19 protein-coding genes, 1 other RNA gene and 4 pseudogenes are annotated in these 18,817 nt (G+C 71.2%); 11 read left to right on the top strand and 13 right to left on the bottom strand.

What is annotated here, in order from left to right; all coding sequences use genetic code 11:
- Nucleotides 1–8 precede the first annotated feature (8 nt).
- A protein-coding gene (gene prfB / locus QQK35_RS02885; RefSeq protein WP_284252726.1) for a peptide chain release factor 2 occupies nt 9–1,114 on the top strand; the annotation gives its coding sequence in 2 pieces (ribosomal slippage) (nt 9–759 and nt 759–1,114; 1,107 coding nt in all).
- On the opposite strand, the gene QQK35_RS02880 is transcribed toward prfB, so the two are convergent.
- From QQK35_RS02880 to QQK35_RS02870, 3 genes are read right to left on the bottom strand one after another with little or no spacing between them, the layout of a single operon-like run.
- Nucleotides 1,111–1,482, bottom strand: a complete 372-nt coding sequence (locus QQK35_RS02880) for a DUF2255 family protein (protein WP_284252725.1) — start codon at nt 1,480–1,482, stop codon at nt 1,111–1,113. The two genes, prfB and QQK35_RS02880, sit on opposite strands and share 4 nt — an antisense overlap.
- Nucleotides 1,483–1,517: 35 nt before the next feature.
- Nucleotides 1,518–1,940, bottom strand: coding sequence for a MarR family winged helix-turn-helix transcriptional regulator (locus tag QQK35_RS02875; RefSeq protein ID WP_284252723.1), 423 nt, complete (start codon nt 1,938–1,940; stop codon nt 1,518–1,520).
- A complete protein-coding gene (locus QQK35_RS02870) occupies nt 1,937–2,332 on the bottom strand; it encodes a DUF2255 family protein (protein ID WP_284252721.1) in 396 nt (131 codons plus the stop codon). Before QQK35_RS02870 ends, QQK35_RS02875 begins: the two co-directional genes overlap by 4 nt.
- Here QQK35_RS02870 and QQK35_RS02865 point away from each other — a divergent pair.
- From QQK35_RS02865 to smpB, 3 genes and pseudogenes are all read left to right on the top strand, one after another.
- Nucleotides 2,236–3,498: a cell division ATP-binding protein FtsE gene (locus QQK35_RS02865; protein WP_348534990.1), complete on the top strand. Its 1,263-nt coding sequence runs from the start codon at nt 2,236–2,238 to the stop codon at nt 3,496–3,498. The genes QQK35_RS02870 and QQK35_RS02865 overlap by 97 nt on opposite strands.
- Nucleotides 3,495–4,410: pseudogene (gene ftsX / locus QQK35_RS02860) on the top strand (permease-like cell division protein FtsX). The gene QQK35_RS02865 and the pseudogene ftsX overlap by 4 nt, the downstream one beginning before the upstream one ends.
- A gap of 52 nt (nt 4,411–4,462) precedes the next feature.
- A pseudogene (smpB, locus tag QQK35_RS02855) lies at nt 4,463–4,935 on the top strand (SsrA-binding protein SmpB); the annotation flags it as partial.
- A 13-nt stretch (nt 4,936–4,948) separates the two neighbouring features.
- On the opposite strand, the gene QQK35_RS02850 reads toward smpB, so the two are convergent.
- Together QQK35_RS02850 and QQK35_RS02845 are read right to left on the bottom strand one after the other, a co-directional pair.
- Entirely contained in the window at nt 4,949–6,265 is a 1,317-nt protein-coding gene (locus tag QQK35_RS02850; protein ID WP_284252719.1) for an HNH endonuclease signature motif containing protein, read from the bottom strand.
- 44 nt (nt 6,266–6,309) lie between these two features.
- Nucleotides 6,310–7,425, bottom strand: coding sequence for a tartrate dehydrogenase (locus tag QQK35_RS02845; protein WP_348534873.1), 1,116 nt, complete (start codon nt 7,423–7,425; stop codon nt 6,310–6,312).
- 177 nt (nt 7,426–7,602) lie between these two features.
- On the opposite strand from QQK35_RS02845, the gene ssrA reads away from it, so the two are divergent.
- From ssrA to QQK35_RS02830, 3 genes are all read left to right on the top strand, one after another.
- Nucleotides 7,603–7,976, top strand: a transfer-messenger RNA (tmRNA) gene (gene ssrA / locus QQK35_RS02840).
- 143 nt (nt 7,977–8,119) lie between these two features.
- Nucleotides 8,120–8,488, top strand: a complete 369-nt coding sequence (locus QQK35_RS02835) for a YciI family protein (protein ID WP_284252717.1) — start codon at nt 8,120–8,122, stop codon at nt 8,486–8,488.
- Nucleotides 8,485–9,717 carry an RNA polymerase sigma factor gene (locus QQK35_RS02830; RefSeq protein WP_284252715.1) on the top strand — a complete coding sequence of 411 codons (1,233 nt, stop codon included), beginning with the start codon at nt 8,485–8,487 and terminating at the stop codon, nt 9,715–9,717. Before QQK35_RS02835 ends, QQK35_RS02830 begins: the two co-directional genes overlap by 4 nt.
- A 19-nt stretch (nt 9,718–9,736) precedes the next feature.
- Here the strand turns inward: QQK35_RS02830 and QQK35_RS02825 are convergent, their stop codons facing one another.
- Together QQK35_RS02825 and QQK35_RS02820 are read right to left on the bottom strand one after the other, a co-directional pair.
- Nucleotides 9,737–10,012 carry an AMP-binding enzyme gene (locus tag QQK35_RS02825; protein WP_284255579.1) on the bottom strand — a complete coding sequence of 92 codons (276 nt, stop codon included), beginning with the start codon at nt 10,010–10,012 and terminating at the stop codon, nt 9,737–9,739.
- A gap of 213 nt (nt 10,013–10,225) precedes the next feature.
- Nucleotides 10,226–11,439 (bottom strand): annotated as a pseudogene (locus QQK35_RS02820) (AMP-binding protein); the annotation flags it as partial.
- A gap of 111 nt (nt 11,440–11,550) precedes the next feature.
- On the opposite strand from QQK35_RS02820, the gene QQK35_RS02815 reads away from it, so the two are divergent.
- On the top strand, nt 11,551–12,945 hold the full coding sequence (locus QQK35_RS02815) for an APC family permease (protein ID WP_284252713.1): 1,395 nt from the start codon (nt 11,551–11,553) through the stop codon (nt 12,943–12,945).
- Here the strand turns inward: QQK35_RS02815 and fdxA are convergent.
- A complete protein-coding gene (gene fdxA, locus QQK35_RS02810) occupies nt 12,878–13,276 on the bottom strand; it encodes a ferredoxin (RefSeq protein ID WP_284252711.1) in 399 nt (132 codons plus the stop codon). The two genes, QQK35_RS02815 and fdxA, sit on opposite strands and share 68 nt — an antisense overlap.
- A 66-nt stretch (nt 13,277–13,342) precedes the next feature.
- Between fdxA and QQK35_RS02805 the strand changes: the two genes are divergently transcribed.
- Complete coding sequence (locus QQK35_RS02805; protein WP_284252709.1) at nt 13,343–13,783, top strand: hypothetical protein; 441 nt, start codon at nt 13,343–13,345, stop codon at nt 13,781–13,783.
- On the opposite strand, the gene QQK35_RS02800 is transcribed toward QQK35_RS02805, so the two are convergent.
- Both QQK35_RS02800 and QQK35_RS02795 read right to left on the bottom strand, forming a co-directional pair.
- Nucleotides 13,780–14,412, bottom strand: a complete 633-nt coding sequence (locus QQK35_RS02800; protein ID WP_284252707.1) for a helix-turn-helix transcriptional regulator — start codon at nt 14,410–14,412, stop codon at nt 13,780–13,782. The two genes, QQK35_RS02805 and QQK35_RS02800, sit on opposite strands and share 4 nt — an antisense overlap.
- Nucleotides 14,413–14,653: 241 nt before the next feature.
- Nucleotides 14,654–14,884: a group III truncated hemoglobin gene (locus QQK35_RS02795; RefSeq protein WP_284252705.1), complete on the bottom strand. Its 231-nt coding sequence runs from the start codon at nt 14,882–14,884 to the stop codon at nt 14,654–14,656.
- Nucleotides 14,885–14,927: 43 nt separating this feature from the next.
- On the opposite strand from QQK35_RS02795, the gene QQK35_RS02790 reads away from it, so the two are divergent.
- Nucleotides 14,928–15,302 carry a cupin domain-containing protein gene (locus QQK35_RS02790; RefSeq protein ID WP_284252703.1) on the top strand — a complete coding sequence of 125 codons (375 nt, stop codon included), beginning with the start codon at nt 14,928–14,930 and terminating at the stop codon, nt 15,300–15,302.
- Here the strand turns inward: QQK35_RS02790 and QQK35_RS02785 are convergent.
- Nucleotides 15,283–15,813, bottom strand: coding sequence for a septum formation family protein (locus tag QQK35_RS02785; RefSeq protein ID WP_284252702.1), 531 nt, complete (start codon nt 15,811–15,813; stop codon nt 15,283–15,285). The genes QQK35_RS02790 and QQK35_RS02785 overlap by 20 nt on opposite strands.
- Nucleotides 15,814–15,836: 23 nt before the next feature.
- Nucleotides 15,837–16,649 (bottom strand): inositol monophosphatase family protein, encoded by an 813-nt coding sequence (locus QQK35_RS02780; protein WP_284252700.1) that lies wholly within the window; start codon nt 16,647–16,649, stop codon nt 15,837–15,839.
- A gap of 38 nt (nt 16,650–16,687) precedes the next feature.
- Here QQK35_RS02780 and rlmC point away from each other — a divergent pair, with 38 nt between their 5' ends.
- Nucleotides 16,688–17,797 carry a 23S rRNA (uracil(747)-C(5))-methyltransferase RlmC gene (gene rlmC, locus QQK35_RS02775; RefSeq protein WP_284252697.1) on the top strand — a complete coding sequence of 370 codons (1,110 nt, stop codon included), beginning with the start codon at nt 16,688–16,690 and terminating at the stop codon, nt 17,795–17,797.
- Here the strand turns inward: rlmC and rsgA are convergent.
- Nucleotides 17,787–18,811: pseudogene (gene rsgA, locus QQK35_RS02770) on the bottom strand (ribosome small subunit-dependent GTPase A). The gene rlmC and the pseudogene rsgA sit on opposite strands and share 11 nt — an antisense overlap.
- Nucleotides 18,812–18,817: the final 6 nt, after the last annotated feature.

The raw sequence follows: 18,817 nt of genomic DNA, 5'->3' as shown, positions 1-18,817 counted from the left end.
ACCCCGCCATGATCGAGCTCGACCTCAGCGACCGGATCGGCGCCCTGCGCCAGACCTTCTCCGACATCCGCGCGGTCGTCGGCGTCGACAGGCTCGAACGGCAGATCGCGGAGCTCAACGAGCAGGCCGGCGCCCCGGATCTCTGGGACGACCCGGAGAACGCGCAGAAGGTCACGAGCGCGCTGAGCCATCGGCAGTCCGAGCTCGCCCGCATCATGTCGGTCGAGCGTCGGCTCGACGACCTCGAGGTGCTCGTGCAGCTCGCGAACGAGGCCGAGGACGAGGACAGCGCGACCGAGGCCAAGCAGGAGCTCGCGTCCCTGGAGCAGACGATCGGCGACCTCGAGATCCAGACCCTTCTCGACGGCGAGTACGACGAGCGCGGCGCCGTCGTCACGATCCGCTCCGGCGCCGGCGGCGACGACGCCACCGACTTCGCCGAGATGCTCATGCGCATGTACCTGCGCTGGGCGGAGAAGCACAAGTACCCGGTCAAGGTGCTCGACACCTCGTACGCCGAGGGCGCGGGCATCAAGTCGGCGACGTTCGAGATCGACGCGCCCTACGCCTTCGGCACCCTGAGCGTCGAGGCCGGGACGCACCGCCTCGCGCGCATCAGTCCCTTCGGCTCCGCCGACAAGCGCCAGACGAGCTTCGCCGCGGTCGAGGTGATCCCGGTGATGGAGGAGGCGCAGGAGGTCGAGGTGCCGGAGGGCGATATCCGCGTCGACGTCTTCCGCTCGTCCGGCCCTGGGGGCAGAGCGTGAACACGACCGACTCGGCGGTGCGCATCACGCACATCCCGACCGGGATCGTCGTGTCGATGCAGAACGAGAAGTCGCAGATCCAGAACCGCGCGGTCGCGATGCGCGTGCTCCAGACCCGCCTCATGCTGCTGCAGCGCGAGGAGGAGGCGGCCAAGAAGAAGGAGCTCGCGGGCACGATCACCGCGAGCTGGGGCGACCAGATGCGGTCCTACTTCCTGTACGGGCAGCAGCTCGTCAAGGACCTCCGCACCGGCTACGAGGTCGGCAACCCGGCGGTCGTCTTCGACGGCGAGCTCGACGGGTTCATCTCCGCCGGCATCCGGTGGCGCAAGCGCGAGGTCGACTAGAGCCGGGAATCGAGCGGCAGCAGCTCCAGCGTCGTCTCGCGGGCCGGTGACTGCGTCATCTCGATCGCGTACGGGTCGCCGTACTTGCGCAGGAACTCCGCGTCGACCGCGTCGTCGGCGTCGGTCGAGCGCACGGCGGTGACGTCCGCCTCGATCTCGATGTCCTGTCCGGAGACGTGAGCCCCGCCGCAGGCGAGCGTGTCGCGGTACCAGGCCTTGTCCGGGCCCTTCCACGAGCGCACGAACACCCGTCCGCCCGTCTCGAGCACCCAGATGAGGCGGCCCGGCGAGCTCTCGTCGGCGGGCGTGATCCGGATCTCCTGCACGTCGTGCAGCGTCGTCAGCTGCGACTGGCTCCAGGTCGTCATGCGCCCACCGTAGGCGACGCGCCCGACGCGCGGCGTCAGTCCTGCGGTGCGCGCACCGGCTCGCTGACCACCGCGATGACCGCGGCGGCGAGTTCGGACCGCTCGGGACCGGCGAACAGCTCCGCGTCGAGGGTCGAGAGGCCGGTGTCCACGCTCGTCAGCGCCCTCGATCCGGCCGCGGAGAGCGCGATGAGGGGTTCGTGCCCGGAGCCGGAGGCCGCCTGCTTGACGAGGCCGGCGTCCGTCAGCGAACGCAGCAGCACGCGCAGGTCGTCGACGGTGGTCCGCTGCCGGCGCGCCAGTTCGCTCGTGGACAGCCCGGGCACCTCGCCGAGGTCGCGCAGGATGCCGTACTTGCGCAGCGTCAGGCCGTGCGGCTCGAGCACGCGGGCGACCGCGAGCTCGACGTCGCGGGCGACCCGCAGCAGATCGATCGCGGGATGCGACGGTCCGGTCACGCCGGCACGATGCGCAGCGTCGTCGGCAGCGACTCGGCCGAGACGACCGGGTCGACGTCCTCCCGCGGATGCCGGCCGTCGTACTTGGCCTCGAACGCATCCGAGACCGCACCCGCGAGCGCCGGGTCGGCCGGCTCGAACAGCACATCGCGATCCACCGCCGTGCCGATCCGGACGTGGCCGGCGCCGGCTTCGTGCGCGCGCCGGTTCCAGCCCGTCTCGGGGCCGTGCGCGGCGCGCACGAACATGTCGTCGCCGACCCGCACCATCCAGATGATCACCTCGCGTCGCAGGGATCCGTCGACGCGGCGCGAGGCGATGCGCAGCTCGTCCTCGGTGTCGATCTCGGTCAGCTCGGCGGGGGACCAGGTTCCAGCGGCGGCAGAAGGCATGCGCTCACGCTAATCCTGCAAGAACCGACCCGCCGAGTGTCGCAACCCTGTGCGCCGCGCTCGGGTGCCCAGCCTGGCGGCGCCATGATTCGTTTCGATCAGGTCACCAAGACCTACGCCGGGACGTCGCGGCCGGCCCTCGACGGGGTGACCCTCGAGGTGTTGAAGGGGAATTCGTCTTCCTGGTCGGCGCGTCGGGATCCGGGAAGTCCAGCTTCCTCCGCCTCGTGCTGAAGGAGGAACGGCCCACGCGCGGACAGATCCACGTGCTCGGACAGCAGCTGAACACGCTGCCGAACCGCAAGGTGCCCTACTTCCGGCGCAATCTCGGCGTCGTGTTCCAGGATTTCCGCCTGCTGCCCACCAAGACGGTGTTCGACAACGTGGCCTTCACGCTGCAGGTGATCGGCAAGAGCCGGGGCTTCATCCAGGAGGCCGTGCCCGACGTGCTCAAGATGGTGGGCCTCGCCGGCAAGCAGACCCGCTTCCCGCACGAGCTCTCCGGCGGTGAGCAGCAGCGCGTCGCGATCGCCCGTGCGATCGTCAACAAGCCGGCGATCCTGCTCGCGGATGAGCCGACGGGCAACCTCGACCCCGCGACGAGCATGGGCATCATGACGCTGCTCGCGACGATCAACGCGAACGGCACCACCGTGCTGATGGCCACGCACGACTCGTCGATCGTCGATCAGATGAAGCGCCGCGTCATCGAGCTCGTGAGCGGGCACATCGTGCGCGACGAGCGCGCCGGCGGATACCAGACCCAGGCCGTGCCGGTGCAGGAGTTCGCGCTCGCGGAGAGCCTCGGTCCGCGCGGACCGTCGGCGGCGACCGGTCTCATGCCGACCGTCGCGGTGGATGCCGAGGTCGACAGCGGGGTGGCGGCCGCCGCGCCGGCGGCGCTCGCACCCGAGCCGGTGGCGGAGCGCGTCGCGTCTCCGGATCGGTCCTCTGAGGGTTCCGAGACGCGTCCGGCTGCGCCGGTCGCTCCTCGACCCGCAGAGCCTGACCCCGCCCCGCAGACGCCGGCACCCCCGGCGACTCGACCTGCTCCTGCCGTTCAGCAGGCGGCGATGCCGGTCCGCCGGCCGCAGCAGCCCGAGCCGGATGCCGCCCCGCCGCCCCTCGTGGATCCGCTCGCGGCCGAGCGGGAGCGCAGCGCATGAGGCTCGGGCTCGTCCTGGGTGAGGTCGGCAGCGGATTCCGCCGCAACCTCTCGATGGTGGTCTCCGTCATCCTCGTCACGTTCATCTCGCTGACCTTCTTCGGCGCCGCGATCCTGCTGCAGTTCCAGATCGCCCAGACCAAGGGGTACTGGTACGACCGCGCGCAGGTGACCGTGTACTTCTGCACCGACGTCGACCAGGCGGCCAAGTGCGCTCTCACCGAGGCCAGCAAGGACCAGATCGACGCGGTCGGCGCGCAGCTGACCGGCCCGACGCTCAAGCCGTACATCAAGCACGCGTACTTCCAGACGCACAAGCAGGAGTACGACAACTTCCAGCAGCAGTTCAAGGGGATGCCGGCCGCCCAACTCGCGACACCGGACCTGCTGCCCGAGACCTATCGCATCAATCTGAAGGACCCGGATCAGTCCGAGGTGGTGATCGACCAGATCAAGGGGATGCCGGGGGTGGAGTCCGTCGCGGACCAGCGATCTCTGCTCGAACCGATCTTCGCGATCATGAACGCGGGCAGTCTGACCGCGATCGGGATCGCCGCCCTCATGCTCGTCGCCGCCGTCCTGCTCATCTCGACGACGATCCGGTTGAGCGCGTTCTCGCGCCGGCGGGAGCTGGGCATCATGCGCCTGGTCGGGGCGTCGAACCGCTTCATCCAGACGCCGTTCATCCTGGAGGGTGCTCGCGGCGCTCATCGGCGCGGTGCTCGCCGCGGGGGCCGTGATCGCGATCGTGCAGTTCTTCGTGCAGGGGTACCTCGCGCCGGCCATCCCGGGCTTCACCATCAGCGTCGGACTCGGCGACGCGCTGCTGGTCGCGCCGATCCTGATCGTGGTCGGGGCGCTGCTCGCGGCATTCTCGGCCTCCGTCGCGATCCGTCGCTACCTCAAGGTCTAGCCGCGCCTCGGGCTAGGATGGTGGGCTCGCCCATCGTCGAGGAGGTGCAGTCATGGCGAAGAAGGATCGCGGCAACGGCGTGGTCGCGACGAATCGTCGCGCGCGCCACGACTACCTCATCGAGGACACCTACGAGGCCGGCATCGTGCTCACCGGCACCGAGGTGAAGTCGCTGCGGCAGGGCCGCGCGTCGCTCGTGGACGGCTACGCGTTCATCGACGGTGGCGAGGCGTGGCTGGATTCGGTGCACATCCCGGAGTACACCGAGGGCACCTGGACCAACCACACCCCCGCCGCAAGCGCAAGCTGCTGCTGCACAAGCAGCAGATCATCAAGATCAGCCAGAAGACCGCCCAGGGCGGCTACACGCTCGTGCCGCTGCAGATCTACTTCAGCGACGGCCGGGCGAAGGTCGAGATCGCGGTCGCGAAGGGCAAGCGCGAGTACGACAAGCGCCAGGCGCTGCGAGAGCGCCAGGACCGCCGCGAGGCGGAGCGCGCGATGTCGTCGCGCGCGCATCTGGGGAGTAGCGCTCGCCTCACCCGGCGGCGAGAAACTCCCGAACGGCGCGCGACTTCGTCTCGAGCATCGCGCCGGTCCTGCCAGAGCCCGGCGGCGGGTTCAGCCAGTACCGTCCCGCTCTGCGGGTGATGCTCCATCCCTCGTCGTGCAATCGCAGATGATGGTGGCGACACAGGCTGATGCCGTCGGCGAGGTCGGTGCGCCCGCCGTCGGCCCATCGCCGGATGTGATGGGCCTCCGTCCAGGAAGGCGGCCGATCGCAGCCGGGCCACATGCACCCGCCGTCGCGCACTGAGAGGGCGCGGCGCTGGGCACGGCTGAACAGCCGGTTCTTGCGACCGAGGTCGAGCACCCGGCCGGCGCCGTCGAGGATGATCGGGACGACGCCACCCGCGCACGCCAGGCGCCGCACGGTGGGCAGCGCCACGGTCTCTCCGCCCTCCAGGACGCCGTGCCCATGCCCCGTGGTCAGAGCGTCGCCCGAGACCAGGACGCGCACCGCGGGCTCCTCGCCCCCGAGCAGGACCTGCTGGTCGATCGATCCGGCTTGGCGCAACAGCTCGGTGAAGGCGTCGGAGGCGAGCTGCTCGGTGCTGCGGTCGTCGTCGGCGAGTCGCGTCGCCCGCTCGCGCGCCGCCGGATCGACGAAGCGGGGACCGCCGCGGCGCGGTGAGGTCGCGCGATCGTAGACGCTCGTCACGATCGCCGCGGACTCCGGATCGAGCAGCCACGCGATCCGGGTCATGCCGTCGGGCTGCTTCACGAGCCGCAGCGATCGTGCGCCGCGTCGCGCCTTCTCGCGGTCGCCGATCCCGGCCTCGTCGAGCTCATCGCGGAGCTCCCGCGCACGACGTTGCAGCCGGTCAGGGTCCAGCGAGGTGGCCTCGTCGCAGAGCCGAGCGGCCGCCTGGTCCAGCACGTCTGCCGGGAGGTCGCCCGGAAATCCCAGACCGGCCCGGATCGCGTCGGCGGCGGGGACGGCCACCCGACCGCTGCGCAATGCATCCCCGAGGACGCCGTCGAGCAGCCCGACCCGCACATTCGTCGCCGCATCGCGGCCGGTGACCCCGGTCTCCGCCTTCAGGAACTCCTCCACCGTGCGGTGGCCGGCGCGCTGGGCGAAGCCGGTGAGCCCGAGCTCAGGTCGTGAGCGGCGGGCGACTTCGCCGGCGCCGAGCGCGGCGTGACGCTGCACTGCCGACTGGAGCCGAGCGGTGGCCGCAATCAGCTCTCTGAGGTCGGCATCTGACGTCTGTGGCCACGCCGAGGTCGGCGCGCCCTCGACCAGCCCGAGCGCGCTGCGCATCGCGGTCAAGAGATCCGGGGCCGACATGCATCCATTGTCCAAATCGAACACACCTTCGAAAGCTGGAACGCTCATTCTGTGGAGAAGATGCGGCCCGGCCAGGTGGGGAGGGAGGGAGAGCGCTCAGCCCAGCTCCCCGAACCGCGCCGCCACCGCGTCCGCGAACTCCGTCGTGGAGGCCGTCCCCCGATGTCCGGCGTCGCGATCCCATCACGCAGGCATCCCTCGAACGCCGCGACGACCTCGTCGGCCGCCGCCTGCTCGCCGAGGTGCTCGAGCATCATCGCGCCCGCCCAGAGCTGGCCGATGGGGTCGGCGAGTCCCTGGCCGGCGATGTCGGGCGCCGAGCCGTGCACCGGCTCGAACATCGACGGATGGCGGCGCTCGGGGTTGAGGTTGGCGCTGGGCGCGACGCCGATCGATCCGGCCAGCGCGCCCGCGAGATCCGAGAGGATGTCGCCGAACAGGTTCGACGCCACGATCACGTCGAACGAGGCCGGCGCGAGCACGAGCTTGGCCGCGAGCGCGTCGATGAGCACCTTCTCGAGCGTGACATCCGGATGCCGCTGCATGACTTCCGCGACGACCTCGTCCCAGAACGGCATGGTGTGGATGATGCCGTTCGACTTGGTCGCCGAGGTCACGCGGCGGCGGCGGCTCTCGGCGAGGGTGGCGGCGTACTCGGCGGCCCGCGTGACGCCGCGGTGGCTGAAGAACGCCTCCTGCACGGCCGCGGCGTACGGCGTGCCCGGGTAGAGGCGGCCGCCGACCGACGAGTACTCGCCCTCGACGTTCTCGCGCACGATGACGAGGTCGATGTCATCGCCGCCGACCACCCTCGCCGGGATGCCCGGCAGGGTCCGCACCGGACGCAGGTTGATGTACTGGTCGAATTCGCGCCGCATCGGGATCAGCAGCCCCCAGAGCGTCTCGACGTCCGGGATGTCGGGCGCGCCGACCGCCCCGAAGAAGATCGCGTCGTGCCGGGCGAGCTGCTCGATCCCGTCGACCGGCATCATCCGGCCGTGAGCGCGGTAGTGATCCGACCCCCAGTCGTATTCGCGCTCGTCGAGAGCGAAGTCGTGGCGCTCGGCGACCAGCCGAAGGGTCTGCAAGGCGGCGGGCACCACCTCCTGCCCGATGCCGTCGCCGGCGATGACCGCGATCGAATGACGTCGAGAGCTCATTCCCCCATTCTCGTCGGCGCTTCGCCCGCCCCGCGCCGACCTGTGTGCCAGCCGGGGCCTGCTCGGCATCGGCACCGTGCTCGACTGGGCGGTGCAGGCGCTGGGGGCGTAGACTGGGAGGCTGCGCGGGCGACCGCGTGTTCACAACTCCACAGCGCGCGACACGGCCTGCCTCATGGGGATGATCGGTTTCGACATCGCCTGCGAAACTGCGAGAAGCGGGCCGAGGATGCAGGGTTATCTCGTTAACGATCTCTGCAAACAACAGGTGCCAATCTCAAGCGCACCGACGTTGCCCTCGCTGCGTAAGCAGCCCGGCATATAACGTCCGTCAGCCCGGGCTCGTCCTCGACCCGGATCCTGGCGTCATCTAGAGGACTTGCTGCGAATCTGCGTCTCAGGGATTCGCGGGACGTGAACTGAGACTGGGCTCGTCGACCTAGGTGTTCGTGACAAAGGTCGGAGCCGAGCAGAACGTCTCCACGGACTGCGCCCGGAGAAGGCGCAGAATCACAGCGATGGACGGGGGTTCAATTCCCCCATCTCCACCCTCGGTCGTGTCGCGCGTCGTGTGAAGCCGAAGCCGCCCCCTGGGCGGCTTCGTGCTTTCCGCCGGGTGTCGAGAATCGGCGCTCGGCTCCGACCTGTCGGCGACCGCCGCGATCGCGGGGCGGAACTGACGAAGGGAACCATCATGAAGTACGTCATCCTCATGCAGGTCGATCCGGATGTGCTCGCCGCGCTGAGCGAGGAGCAGTCGGCCGCGATCGGCGAGGGCCACCAGCGGTTCATGGCCGCGATCACCGAGTCGGGCGAGTTCCTGAGCACCAACGCGCTCGGCGACCCGAGCCAGTCGACGGTCGTCCGGGGCACGGGCGGCGCGCCGGAGGTGGTCGACGGCCCGTTCGCCGAGTCGAAGGAGTTCATGGGCGGCTACTACCTCGTCGACGTCGAGTCGAAGGAGCGCGCCGTCGAGCTCGCACTGCAGATCCCCGACGCGGGCATCGCCGGGCTCGCCCTGGAGATCCGTCCCGTCATGTTCTCCGCCGGGGCGGACATGTGACACCCGAGCCGCTCGAGGACCTGCTGCGCTCGCTTGCGCCGCAGGTCCTCGCCGCTCTGCTCCGCCGCTACGGCGCGAGTCAGTTCGACATCTGCGAGGACGCGGTGCAGGAGTCCCTCATCGCGGCGGTGCAGCAGTGGCCGGCGTCCGGGCGGCCGTCCGATCCGCGGGCGTGGCTCGTCACGGCCGCCCGGCGCCGTCTGATCGATCAGATCCGCAGCGAGAGCAGCCGCCGGGAGCGGGAGCGCAGCGAGGCGGGCCTGCTCCACCCGCTCGCCGACGCACCGGTCTCGCATGCCGACGACAGCGTGCAGGTGCTGCAGCTGTGCTGCCACCCGGCGCTCACCGTGTCCGCACAGATCACGCTGACCTTGCGCGCGGTGGCCGGCCTCACAACGGCGCAGATCGCCCACGCCTACCTCCTGCCGGAGGCCACGGTCGCGCAGCGGATCAGCCGCGCGAAGGCCCGCATCCGTGAGCTCGGCGCGGCGTTCCCGGCGCCTTTCGGAGCGAATGACCGGCTCGAGGCCGTGCTCGCCGTGGTCTACGTGATGTTCACGGAGGGCCACACGGTCACGGCCGGCGACAGCATTCATGACGTCGACCTCACCGACGAAGCCATCCACCTCGCGCGCATGCTTCACGCGGCGGTCCCAGAGAACGGCGAGGTCTCCGGGATGCTCGCCCTCCTGCTGCTCACCGACGCGCGCCGGCCGGCGCGGACCACGTCGGCCGGACGTCTGGTCCCTCTGGACGAGCAGAACCGGTCCCTCTGGGATCGGCGGCTCATCGACGAGGGCGTCGCGCTGCTCGAGGAGACGCTCCCGGGCGGTGGAGCGGGACCGTACGCGCTGCAGGCGGCGATCGCCGCGCTCCACGACGAGGCGCCGAGCACCGAGGCCACCGACTGGGAGCAGATCCTCGTCCTGTACCGGCTGCTGGAGCGGCGGACGAACAATCCCGTCGTCACCCTCAACGCTGCCGTGGCCGAGGCGATGGTGCACGGACCGGATGCCGGCCTCGCGAGCGTCGACCGCCTCCTCGCGAGCGGCCGCCCCGTGGATGCGCAGCGCGCGGCGGCGGTGCGGGCTCATCTGCTCGAGCGGAACGGCCACGACGGCGAGGCGATCGCCGAGTACCGCGCCGCCGCGCGCGGGACGCGCTCGACGCCGGAGCGCGACTATCTCGACGCCCGCATCCGCCGGCTGGAGCACGACCAGCGCTCCTGATCGCCGTCAGTCGTCGTCGCTACCCGGTCGGCGACAGGGATCGCACCAGCAGGTACTTCTGCACCTTCCCGGTCGTCGTCACCGGCAGTGAGGCGGCATCCGTGACGGTGATGCCGCGCGGCACCTTGAACCGCGCGAGGTGCCCGCGGAGCTCGCGCAGCAGCTCGTGCTCGTCGAGCTCGGCGTCCTCGGTCGGCACCACCCAGGCCCAGCCGACCTCGCCGAAGCGTTCATCCGGGATGCCCGCCACGAACGCCTGGCTGACCCCGGCCATGCCGGTGAGGGCCTGCTCCACCTCGAGCGGAGCCACGAGCTCGCCGCCGACCTTGAACAGCTCGCTGCTGCGGCCGTCGAGTCGCAGGTAGCCGCGCTCGTCGATGTGACCGAGGTCGCCGGTGCGCAGCCAGCCGTCCGCGTCGACGGAGTACGCGGTGCGCTCCGGATCGCCGTAGTAGCCGCGCGTGACCTGCGGGCCGCGCACGGAGAGCTCCCCGGTCTCGCCGGCCGGCAGCACCTCGCCGCTGAACGGATCGACCGTGCGGTACTCGGCCAGACGACCGTCGGGCAGGTCCGATCCCTCCGTCGCGATGCCGCCGAGCTTCGTGGTGCCGACCGCTGCCGAGACGGTCGCGATGTCGTCGCCCGGGAGCGTCAGGGCGGTCGCCGCCGAGACCTCGGTCTGCCCGTACCCCGTGAAGACCATGCGCGGGGCGAGATCGGACAGCACGCGCTCCCACAGCCAGACCGGCGCGGGGGCCGCCGCCGAGAACACCGACTCGAGGCTGCTGAGGTCGTGCGGATCCTTCACGGCGTGGTCCACGACGGCGACCGTCATCGTGGGCACGAACAGCACCTCGTTGATGCGCTCGCGCTCGATGACCTCGAGCACGGTCTTGGGGTTGAACACGCGCAGCGGAGCGATCGCCCCGGCGACGAACAGCACCGAGAGCATGCCCTCGACGTATCCGAACACGTGGTAGAGCGGCAGCGCGAAGCTGATCCGCCAGCCGTCGGCGAACGCGCGGTGGTAGGCGGAGCCGTAGGCGCTGCGCAGCACCATGTCGTGCGTGAGCTCGGCGCCGAGGGCGTGGCCCGTCGTGCCGGACGTGAAGACGATGTCGCACACGTCATCCGGATCGATCTCGGCGAGCCGGCGATCCACCTCGTCGCGCGCGATGCCGCCGTCGCCGAGCCGGCCGAGGTCGAGAGCGTCTCGGCCCGGGTGGGCCCGCACCAGGACGACGTGCCGGACGTCGGGGATCGTGGTCGAGGCGACCCCGGACTCCCATCCGGGTGCGAGCCGGTCGAAGGCGTCGAGGAAGTCGGTCGCGGCGGAGGCGTCCACGGCGATCACGATCGACGCACCGCTCTGGCGGAGCCGCTCGCCGATCTCGTCGGCCTTGTACGAGTAGTTGAGGGTACCGCGACGGCGCCCGCCCGGGCGATGCCGAACTTGATCTCCGGGTACTCGATGCGGTTGTCGACGAGCAGCGCGACCCGGTCGCCGCGCCGCAGCCCGAGCGACAGCAGGCCGGCGGCCACGATGCGGGAGCGCTCGGCGACCTCGCGGTAGGTGAGGGAGCGGTCGCCCACGACGATGTACGGCCGGTCGGGGTGGCGATCGGCCACGTGGTCGAGCTGCCCGGCGAGCGTCCGCGGGGTCCACGGGGCGTTGCGGGCATCCAGGGCGGACCGACGGGCCTCGATCTCGGATTCGGTCATCGCATCCACGGATCGGACGCTACCCCGCCGCCGGGAAAGCCGCTATATACCAACGGTGTACCAATGCTGTACCTTGACGGCACCACATTGGTTCTCTCGAAAGGCCGCACCGTGACCGTCACCGCCGACGCCCCGATCCGCCTCAGCCGCAAGCTCAATACGGGCCGCATCCTCGTGTTCGGCCTGGCCTACATGCTGCCCCTGGCCGTGTTCACGAGCTTCGGCTATGCGACCGCCGCGACCAACGGCCATCTCGCCGGCTCGTACATCGTGACGACGATCGCGATGCTCGCGACGGCGTCGAGCTACGCCCAGCTCGTGCGCGCCTATCCGGTCGCCGGATCCGCCTACACCTACACGCGCGGTGCGTTCGGCTCGCACCTCGGGTTCCTCGTCGGATGGGCGCTGCTGCTCGACTATCTGCTGCTGCCGATGCTGAGCTACATCCTGATCGGGCAGTACCTCTCCGCCGTGGTGCCGGCCGTGCCCCAGTGGGCATGGATCGTCGGATCGATCGTGGTGGTCACGGTGCTCAACCTGATCGGCATCACCATCGTCACGAGCGTGAACCTCGCCCTCGTCGGCGCGCAGATCCTGTTCGTCGCCGTGTTCGTCATCGCCGGGCTCGCGTCGTACGCGGGAGACCAGCGGGGCGCGGGGCTGCTCGACCCGTTCTGGTCGGCGACGGCGGACGTGCCGCACCTCGCGGCCGGCGCCGCGATCCTCGCACTGGCCTTCCTCGGATTCGACGCGGTGTCGACCCTGAGCGAGGAGGCCAAGGAGCCCAAGCGCTCGATCCCGCGCGCGATCATCCTGACGACGCTCATCGGCGGTCTGATCTTCACGCTCGCCGCCTGGGTGGCCGGCCTGGTCTTCCCCGACTACAAGCACCTGAGCGATGACACCGCCTCGATCGACCTCATGGTGCGGGTCGGCGGCGCCGTGCTCTCCGGTCTGTTCACGGCCGCGTTCGTGGCCGGCAGCTTCGCATCGGCCATGGCGTCGCAGGCGAGCGTCGCGCGCATCCTCTACGCGATGGGACGCGACCGGATGCTGCCGCGCACGGTGTTCGCCCGCGTCTCGGCGCGTTTCCGCACGCCGTGGATCACGATCCTGATCCTCGCGGCCCTCGGACTGCTCGCGCTCGTCGTGCCGCTGGACTGGGTGTTCCAGATGATCAACTTCGGTGCCCTCATGGCGTTCTCGTTCGTGAACCTGAGCGTGATCAAGCACTTCCTGATCGACCGTCGGCAGCGGGGAGGCCGGGCGATCTGGCTGTTCCTGGTGCTGCCGATCATCGGATTCGCGATGACCGCGTGGCTGTGGACCAGCCTGGCGCCGCTCGCCTTCTGGATCGGCATCCCGTGGGTCGTCGTCGGCCTGATCTATCTGCTCGGCCTCACGCGGTTCTTCACCCGCCGGCCGCCGACGATGGATTTCAGCGAGGAGGATCCTGCCCTGGCACCGGAGGAGGAGCCGGCGAGGACTCCGGCGCCGCTGGGGTGATCGGGCGCCCCGCGACCAGCGGCGCGTCGACGCCGAGGGGGCCGACCTTCGACGCCCCGCCCGGGGAGCCGAGCGCGGTCTCCTGTCCCGGCAGGACATCCGTGAAGAAGACGGCGTTGTCGACCCGGTAGTCGGCCCAGCGATCCGGGAGGTCGTCCTCGTAGAAGATCGCCTCGACCGGGCAGACGGGCTCGCAGGCGCCGCAGTCGATGCACTCGTCGGGATGGATGTAGAGCGACCGGCCGCCCTCGTAGATGCAGTCGACCGGGCATTCGTCGACGCAGGCGCGATCCATGACATCGACGCAGGGTTCCGCGATCACGTAGGTCATGCCGCCCGCCTTTCGGTGATAAAAATGACTGTAGCCGTTTTTATCCAGAGGACGTGACGTATGGGTGTGGCCGGGGCGATCCAGGTCGCGGTGGTCTTCGGCTGGCTCGGGATGGTGCTCGCGATCTCATTCCTGGAGGCGCCGCTGAAGTTCCGGGCGCCCGGCATCACGACCGAGCTGGGGGTCGGGATCGGCCGCCTGGTCTTCCGTGTGCTCAACCTCGTGGAGGCGGTGCTCGCGCTCGCGGTGCTCGTGACGAGCGTCGTGCCCTGGCCGCCGGCGGCGTGGCCTCGGCTCGTGCTGGCCGTCGCCGCGGCGGTCATCCTGGTCGTCCAGGCCGGCGTGCTGCGGCGGCGCATGGATGCCAGGGTGCTGGGCGGACGGATCTCCGACGGCCGGCCCCGGCATCGTCTTCACCTCGGGTACATCGCACTCGAAGGCGCCAAGGTGATCGTGCTGCTCGCGCTCGGCGTGATCGCGTTGGGGGCGCCGGCCACGCCCGCCTAACCGGCCGCGGCCGGCCCGACCGTGATCAGGCAGAGCTGCGGCTCGACGAAGGGCAGCAGCCGCGCGTCGCGCGTCGTGCCCTCCATGAGCCGGTCGATGAGGCCGCGGTGCACCGCGCAGACCACGTCGGGATGATCGCGAGCGGCCTCCCGGAACGGACACGACGGCAGCCGGATGACGGGGTCGACGGCGGCATCCGGTTCGGGATCGAAGCCGAGACGGTCGAGCACCTCCACCAGGCCCGGCACCGGGTCGTCGGGGCGCGGCGGGTCGAACGCGGTCGCCCAGCGCCGCCCGGCGCGCAGCGACTCCTCGTCGGCCTGGTCGCCGAGCGCCCCCGAGAGCACCCGGATGAGCTGCTCGCGGGCATCCCGATCGCGCGGCGCGCCGGCGGGCGCATACAGCATCCGGGGGCGGCCCCGGCGGCCCTCGACGCTCGACCGGCGCCGGGCGAGGCCGGCATCCACGAGCTGGTCGAGATGGAACCGCGTCGTCGTCAGATGCAGCCCCACCCGCTCGGAGACAGCCGCGGCATCCAGGGGATCGGCCGAGGCGAGCAGCACGTCGAGCACGGAGCGCCGCGAGGGCGACGCCATTGCGGCGTGGTAGCTGTCGCTCCGGCCGGTCATCCGGTCGAACCTAACACCGCGGATCCGCCCGCCGGCTCTGCTCTGCTCGGCACCGGTTCGGTCCGGGCGTCACGGCGGGAGAGCGCCTCATACGCGCTGCCGGAACGGCCCGCGAGCCGACGCTGCATCGAGCCGGCGATGCGCTCCGCCTGCAGGAGCGCCCGGTCGGCGACGGGCCCGCGGAAGCGCGCATCGACCGCCGCCGACCACAGCGCGAGCCAGCGGCCGAAGTGCGTCGCCGTCAGGGGGACAGGGCGTTGAGGTCGACGTGCGCCTGGAGCGCGTTGCGACGGTACGCGCCCGTGCCGAACAGCACCGTCTCCCAGAAGTCGCACATGATCGGGAGGTGGCGCTCGAGGTCCATCCGGGCGATCTCGGTGAAGATCGGGCCGATGAGCGCGTCGGCGAACGCGGTCCGGTAGAAGCCGGAGACCAGCTCCTCGACGTCCGATCGATCCGCGAGGTCGCGCACACCGTCAGCGTACCGATAAAAAGCACGGTGCTAGGTTTTATTCGTGATCTCGCTGGCCGCGTTCCCCATCCACGAGCTGATCGTCGCGGATCAGGCGACGCTGCGACGCGCCCTGCCGATCGACGCCGGCGGCGTGCGCTCCCGGCGGCTGTTCAAGAGCGACGACGTCGCGATCGTCGGCGTCGCGATGGACACCGGCGCCGTCATGCGCGACCACTCGGCGCAGGCGCCCCTCCTCATCCACGTGATCGAGGGCCGCGGGGCGGTGCAGGTCCGCGGCACGCGGGTGGAGCTGCCCGCCGGCGGGCTCCTGCACGTCGAGAGCGGACTGCGCCACGGCGTGGAGGCGTTCGAGCCGATGCGCTTCCTGCTGCTGCTCCTGCTCGGCTCCGCCGGCGTCAGCGCGCGGCGTTCTTGAGCGTGCCGGTCGTCGTGATCGGCTTGCCGGCGCCGTCGACCTGGTAGATCGTGCACATGACCTCGCGGTCGCCGGTCGACCAGCTGTCGGCGGTCGGGAAGTAGTAGGAGTACGGCAGCGTCGAATCGGCGCTCGCGATGCCCACGAAATTCGCGAACGCCGTACCGGAGCAGCCGGCGTCGGCCTCGCTCTTCACCTTGTCCTCGCCGGGGTACCCGGCGTCGGTGAGCAGGAACCGCGCATACGCCTCGGAGTCGTGCGGACCGTCGCACGGCACGATCGGGGCGGTCGTCGTCGTGCCCTGGATGTCGGCGTCGTCGAGGCAGTCGCCCACCTTGATGGCGAAGGCGCTCGCCTTGCCGCCGCTCGGCGTCGAGGTGGCGGTGGGGGTGTGGGTCGGACCGGCGGTCGCCGTGCAGCCGGCGAGGGCGATCCCGAGCGCCGCGACCGCGAGAGACGCCGCCAGCAGGGCGGCGCGCCGTCCCGCGCGCAGGGGCGGTCGCCGCATCATGCGCCGAGCATACTGGGGGTTCCTCACGGCGCGATGAGGCGCAGCACTGCGGCGTGCAGCAGACCATTGCTCACCAGGAGACTGCCGTCCGTGAGCACGTCGTCGCCTCCCGACGCTGTCGTCGCCGTGCCGCCCGCCTCGCGCAGGATCGGCACGAGTGCCGCCGTGTCCCAGGGCTTCAGGTCGAACTCGCCCGCGACATCCACCGCCCCCTCGGCCACCAGCAGATACGACCACAGGTCGCCGTAGGCGCGGGTGCGGCCGACGGCCCGGCCGAGCGCGACGAGCTGGTCGAGCCGGCCCGCCTCGTCCCACCCCTTGAGGCTGTTGTACGACAGGGATGCCTCCGCCAGGGCGTCGATCCCGCTCACCCGGATGCGCCGCGGCTCGCCCTTCGCCTCCCGCACCCACGCGCCGTGGCCGCTCGCCGCCCACCAGCGCCGCTCGAGGGCGGGGGCGCTCGCGACGCCGAGCATCGGCACGCCGTCGACCACGAGCGCCAGCAGCAGGCCCCAGTCGGGCACGCCGCGCACGAAGTTGGAGGTGCCGTCGATCGGGTCGACGATCCACTGCCGGCGGGGAGCGCCGGGCGCGCTGTCGCCGCCGAGCTCCTCTCCGAGGATCGCGTCGTCGGGCCGCGCGGCCGCGAGTCGTTCACGCACGAGCCGCTCGATCCGGCGGTCGGCGTCGGTCACCTGGGTGCGGTCGGGTTTGAACCGGACGTCGAGGTCCTGGGCGCGATACCGGTCGATCGCGATGAGGTCGGCGTCGGCGGCGATCGCGAGCGCGAGCGCCAGGTCGTCGGCCAGATTCGGTCCGGCGGCGGAATCGGTCACCCGGCCACGCTAGCGGGCCGCCGTTATCGTCGTCTTTCGTGCAGTGCGACTACTTCGACGCGGGGGTGTGCCGCTCCTGCACCCTCATGGGCGTGCCGTACCCGCAGCAGCTCGCCGCGAAGGACGCGGGGGTGCGCGAGCTGCTCGCCGCGTGGCCGTCGATCGCCTGGGCGGCGCCGCACGCCGGCGCCGAGTCGGGGTTCCGCAACAAGGCCAAGATGGTCGTCGGCGGCACGACGACCGCGCCGACCCTCGGGATCCTCGACGAGCACCGCCACGGCGTCGACCTGCGTGCGTGCGGCATCTGCGCCCCGGAGCTGCACGCGGCGTTCCCGGTGCTGGCCGACTTCATCGGGCTGGCCGGCATCCCGCCGTACGACGTGCCGACCCGGCGCGGCGAGCTCAAGCACGTGCAGGTGACCGTCTCGCCCGACGGGCGGCTCATGGTGCGCTTCGTCCTGCGATCCACCGAGGCGCTCGCCCGCATCCGCAAGCACCTGCCGTGGCTGCGGGAGGCGCTCCCGCAGGCGGACGTGATCTCGGTGAACCTGTTGCCGCAGCATGCGGCGCTCGCCGAGGGCTCCGAGGAGATCGTGCTCACCGAGGTCGGAGCCCTGGCGATGCGGATGGATGCCGGCACGCTGCTGCTGCCGCCCGGCGGCTTCTTCCAGACCAACACGGCGATCGCGCAGGCGCTGTACGACCAGGCACGCGCCTGGGCGGACGGGATCGCGCCGTCGTCGGTCTGGGACCTCTACTGCGGCGTCGGCGGCTTCGCACTGCACCTCGCCGCCCCGGGGCGCCGGGTGACGGGCGTCGAGGTCTCCGAGCCCGCGATCGCCGGCGCGCGTGCGGCGGGCGTGCCGGACACCGGGTTCGTCGTCGCCGATGCGACGGACTGGGCCCAGCGGCAAGGCGATCGGCCGGATCTCGTCGTCGTGAACCCGCCCCGCCGCGGCCTGGGGGAGCGGCTCGACGCCTGGCTCGAGGCGTCGGGTGCGCCGGCGATCGTCTACTCCAGCTGCAACGCCGTCACGCTCGCGCGCGACCTCGCGGCGCTGCCGTCGTACCGACCGGTCGCCGGGCGGGTGTTCGACATGTTCCCGCAGACGGCGCACGCCGAGACGATGGTGCTGCTCAGGCGGTGACGGAGGCCAGCAGCCGCCGGAAGTCGTCGACGCGGTCCGCGCGCAGCCGCCCGTCGGCGACCGCCTCGTCGAGGGCGCAGTCCGGGGCATCCTCCCGGTGCGTGCAGCCGCGCGGGCACTCCGCCGTGACCGCCGCGAGGTCGGTGAAGGCGCGCAGCACGTTGGCGATGTCGACGTGCCCGAGGCCGAAGGAGCGCACGCCGGGCGTGTCGATGATCCAGCCGCCCGTCGGCACCCGCAGCGACACCGTCGACGACGAGGTGTGCCGCCCCCGCCCGGTGACCGCGTTGACGACGCCGACCGCGCGATCCGTGCCGGGCACGAGCGCGTTGACGAGGGTCGACTTGCCGACGCCGGAGTGGCCGACGGCGACCGTCGTGTGCCCGGCGAGCACGGGCGCGAGCGCGTCGATCGGCCACGCGCCCGGCGCGCTGCGGAGCACCGGCACGTCGAGCGCCGCGAAGTTGGCCAGGAAGGGGCCGGGGTCTGCGAGGTCCGTCTTCGTGACGACGATGAGGGGGCGATGCCCGCGTCGTATGCGGCGACGAGGTAGCGGTCGACGAGCCGGGCGCGCGGCTCCGGGTCGGCCGCCGCGATGACGATCATGAGCTGATCGGCGTTGGCGACGATCACCCGCTCCACCGTGTCGGTGTCGTCGGCGCTGCGGCGCAGCAACGTCGTGCGGGGCTGGATGCGGACGATCCGCGCCAGCGTCCCCTCGTCACCCGAGGTGTCGCCGACGACATCGACGCGGTCGCCCGTGACGATCGCGTCGTTGCGCAGCTCGCGCGCGCGGGTCGTCGTGAGCACGTGCTCGGCCGGGGTGTCCTCGCCGACCATCACGGTGTAGCGGCCGCGGTCCACGGAGAGCACGCGGCCGTCGACCGCGTCCTCGTGCTCGGGGCGTGTCTTGGTGCGCGGGCGGCTGCCCTTCGGGTTCGGCCGGATGCGCACGTCCGACTCGTCGTAGCCGAACTCGTCGTCGTCCTCGTCGTCGTCGCTGAGCCAGCTCATGGGCGT

Source organism: Pseudolysinimonas kribbensis, from assembly GCF_030161895.1.
In the GTDB taxonomy this organism is placed as follows: domain Bacteria; phylum Actinomycetota; class Actinomycetes; order Actinomycetales; family Microbacteriaceae; genus Pseudolysinimonas; species Pseudolysinimonas kribbensis.
Note: the sequence above shows the minus strand (reverse complement) of the source record. Positions and strands in the feature narration are given on the sequence as shown.

What these genes read in the sequence shown, in the direction of transcription:
- QQK35_RS02880 (WP_284252725.1), bottom strand. Translation starts at nt 1,482, where the DNA reads ATGACGACCTGGAGCCAGTCGCAGCTGACGACGCTGCACGACGTGCAG.
- QQK35_RS02870 (WP_284252721.1), bottom strand. Translation starts at nt 2,332, where the DNA reads ATGCCTTCTGCCGCCGCTGGAACCTGGTCCCCCGCCGAGCTGACCGAG.
- QQK35_RS02850 (WP_284252719.1), bottom strand. Translation starts at nt 6,265, where the DNA reads ATGTCGGCCCCGGATCTCTTGACCGCGATGCGCAGCGCGCTCGGGCTG.
- QQK35_RS02845 (WP_348534873.1), bottom strand. Translation starts at nt 7,425, where the DNA reads ATGAGCTCTCGACGTCATTCGATCGCGGTCATCGCCGGCGACGGCATC.
- QQK35_RS02835 (WP_284252717.1), top strand. Translation starts at nt 8,120, where the DNA reads ATGAAGTACGTCATCCTCATGCAGGTCGATCCGGATGTGCTCGCCGCG.
- fdxA (WP_284252711.1), bottom strand. Translation starts at nt 13,276, where the DNA reads ATGACCTACGTGATCGCGGAACCCTGCGTCGATGTCATGGATCGCGCC.
- QQK35_RS02800 (WP_284252707.1), bottom strand. Translation starts at nt 14,412, where the DNA reads ATGACCGGCCGGAGCGACAGCTACCACGCCGCAATGGCGTCGCCCTCG.
- QQK35_RS02785 (WP_284252702.1), bottom strand. Translation starts at nt 15,813, where the DNA reads ATGATGCGGCGACCGCCCCTGCGCGCGGGACGGCGCGCCGCCCTGCTG.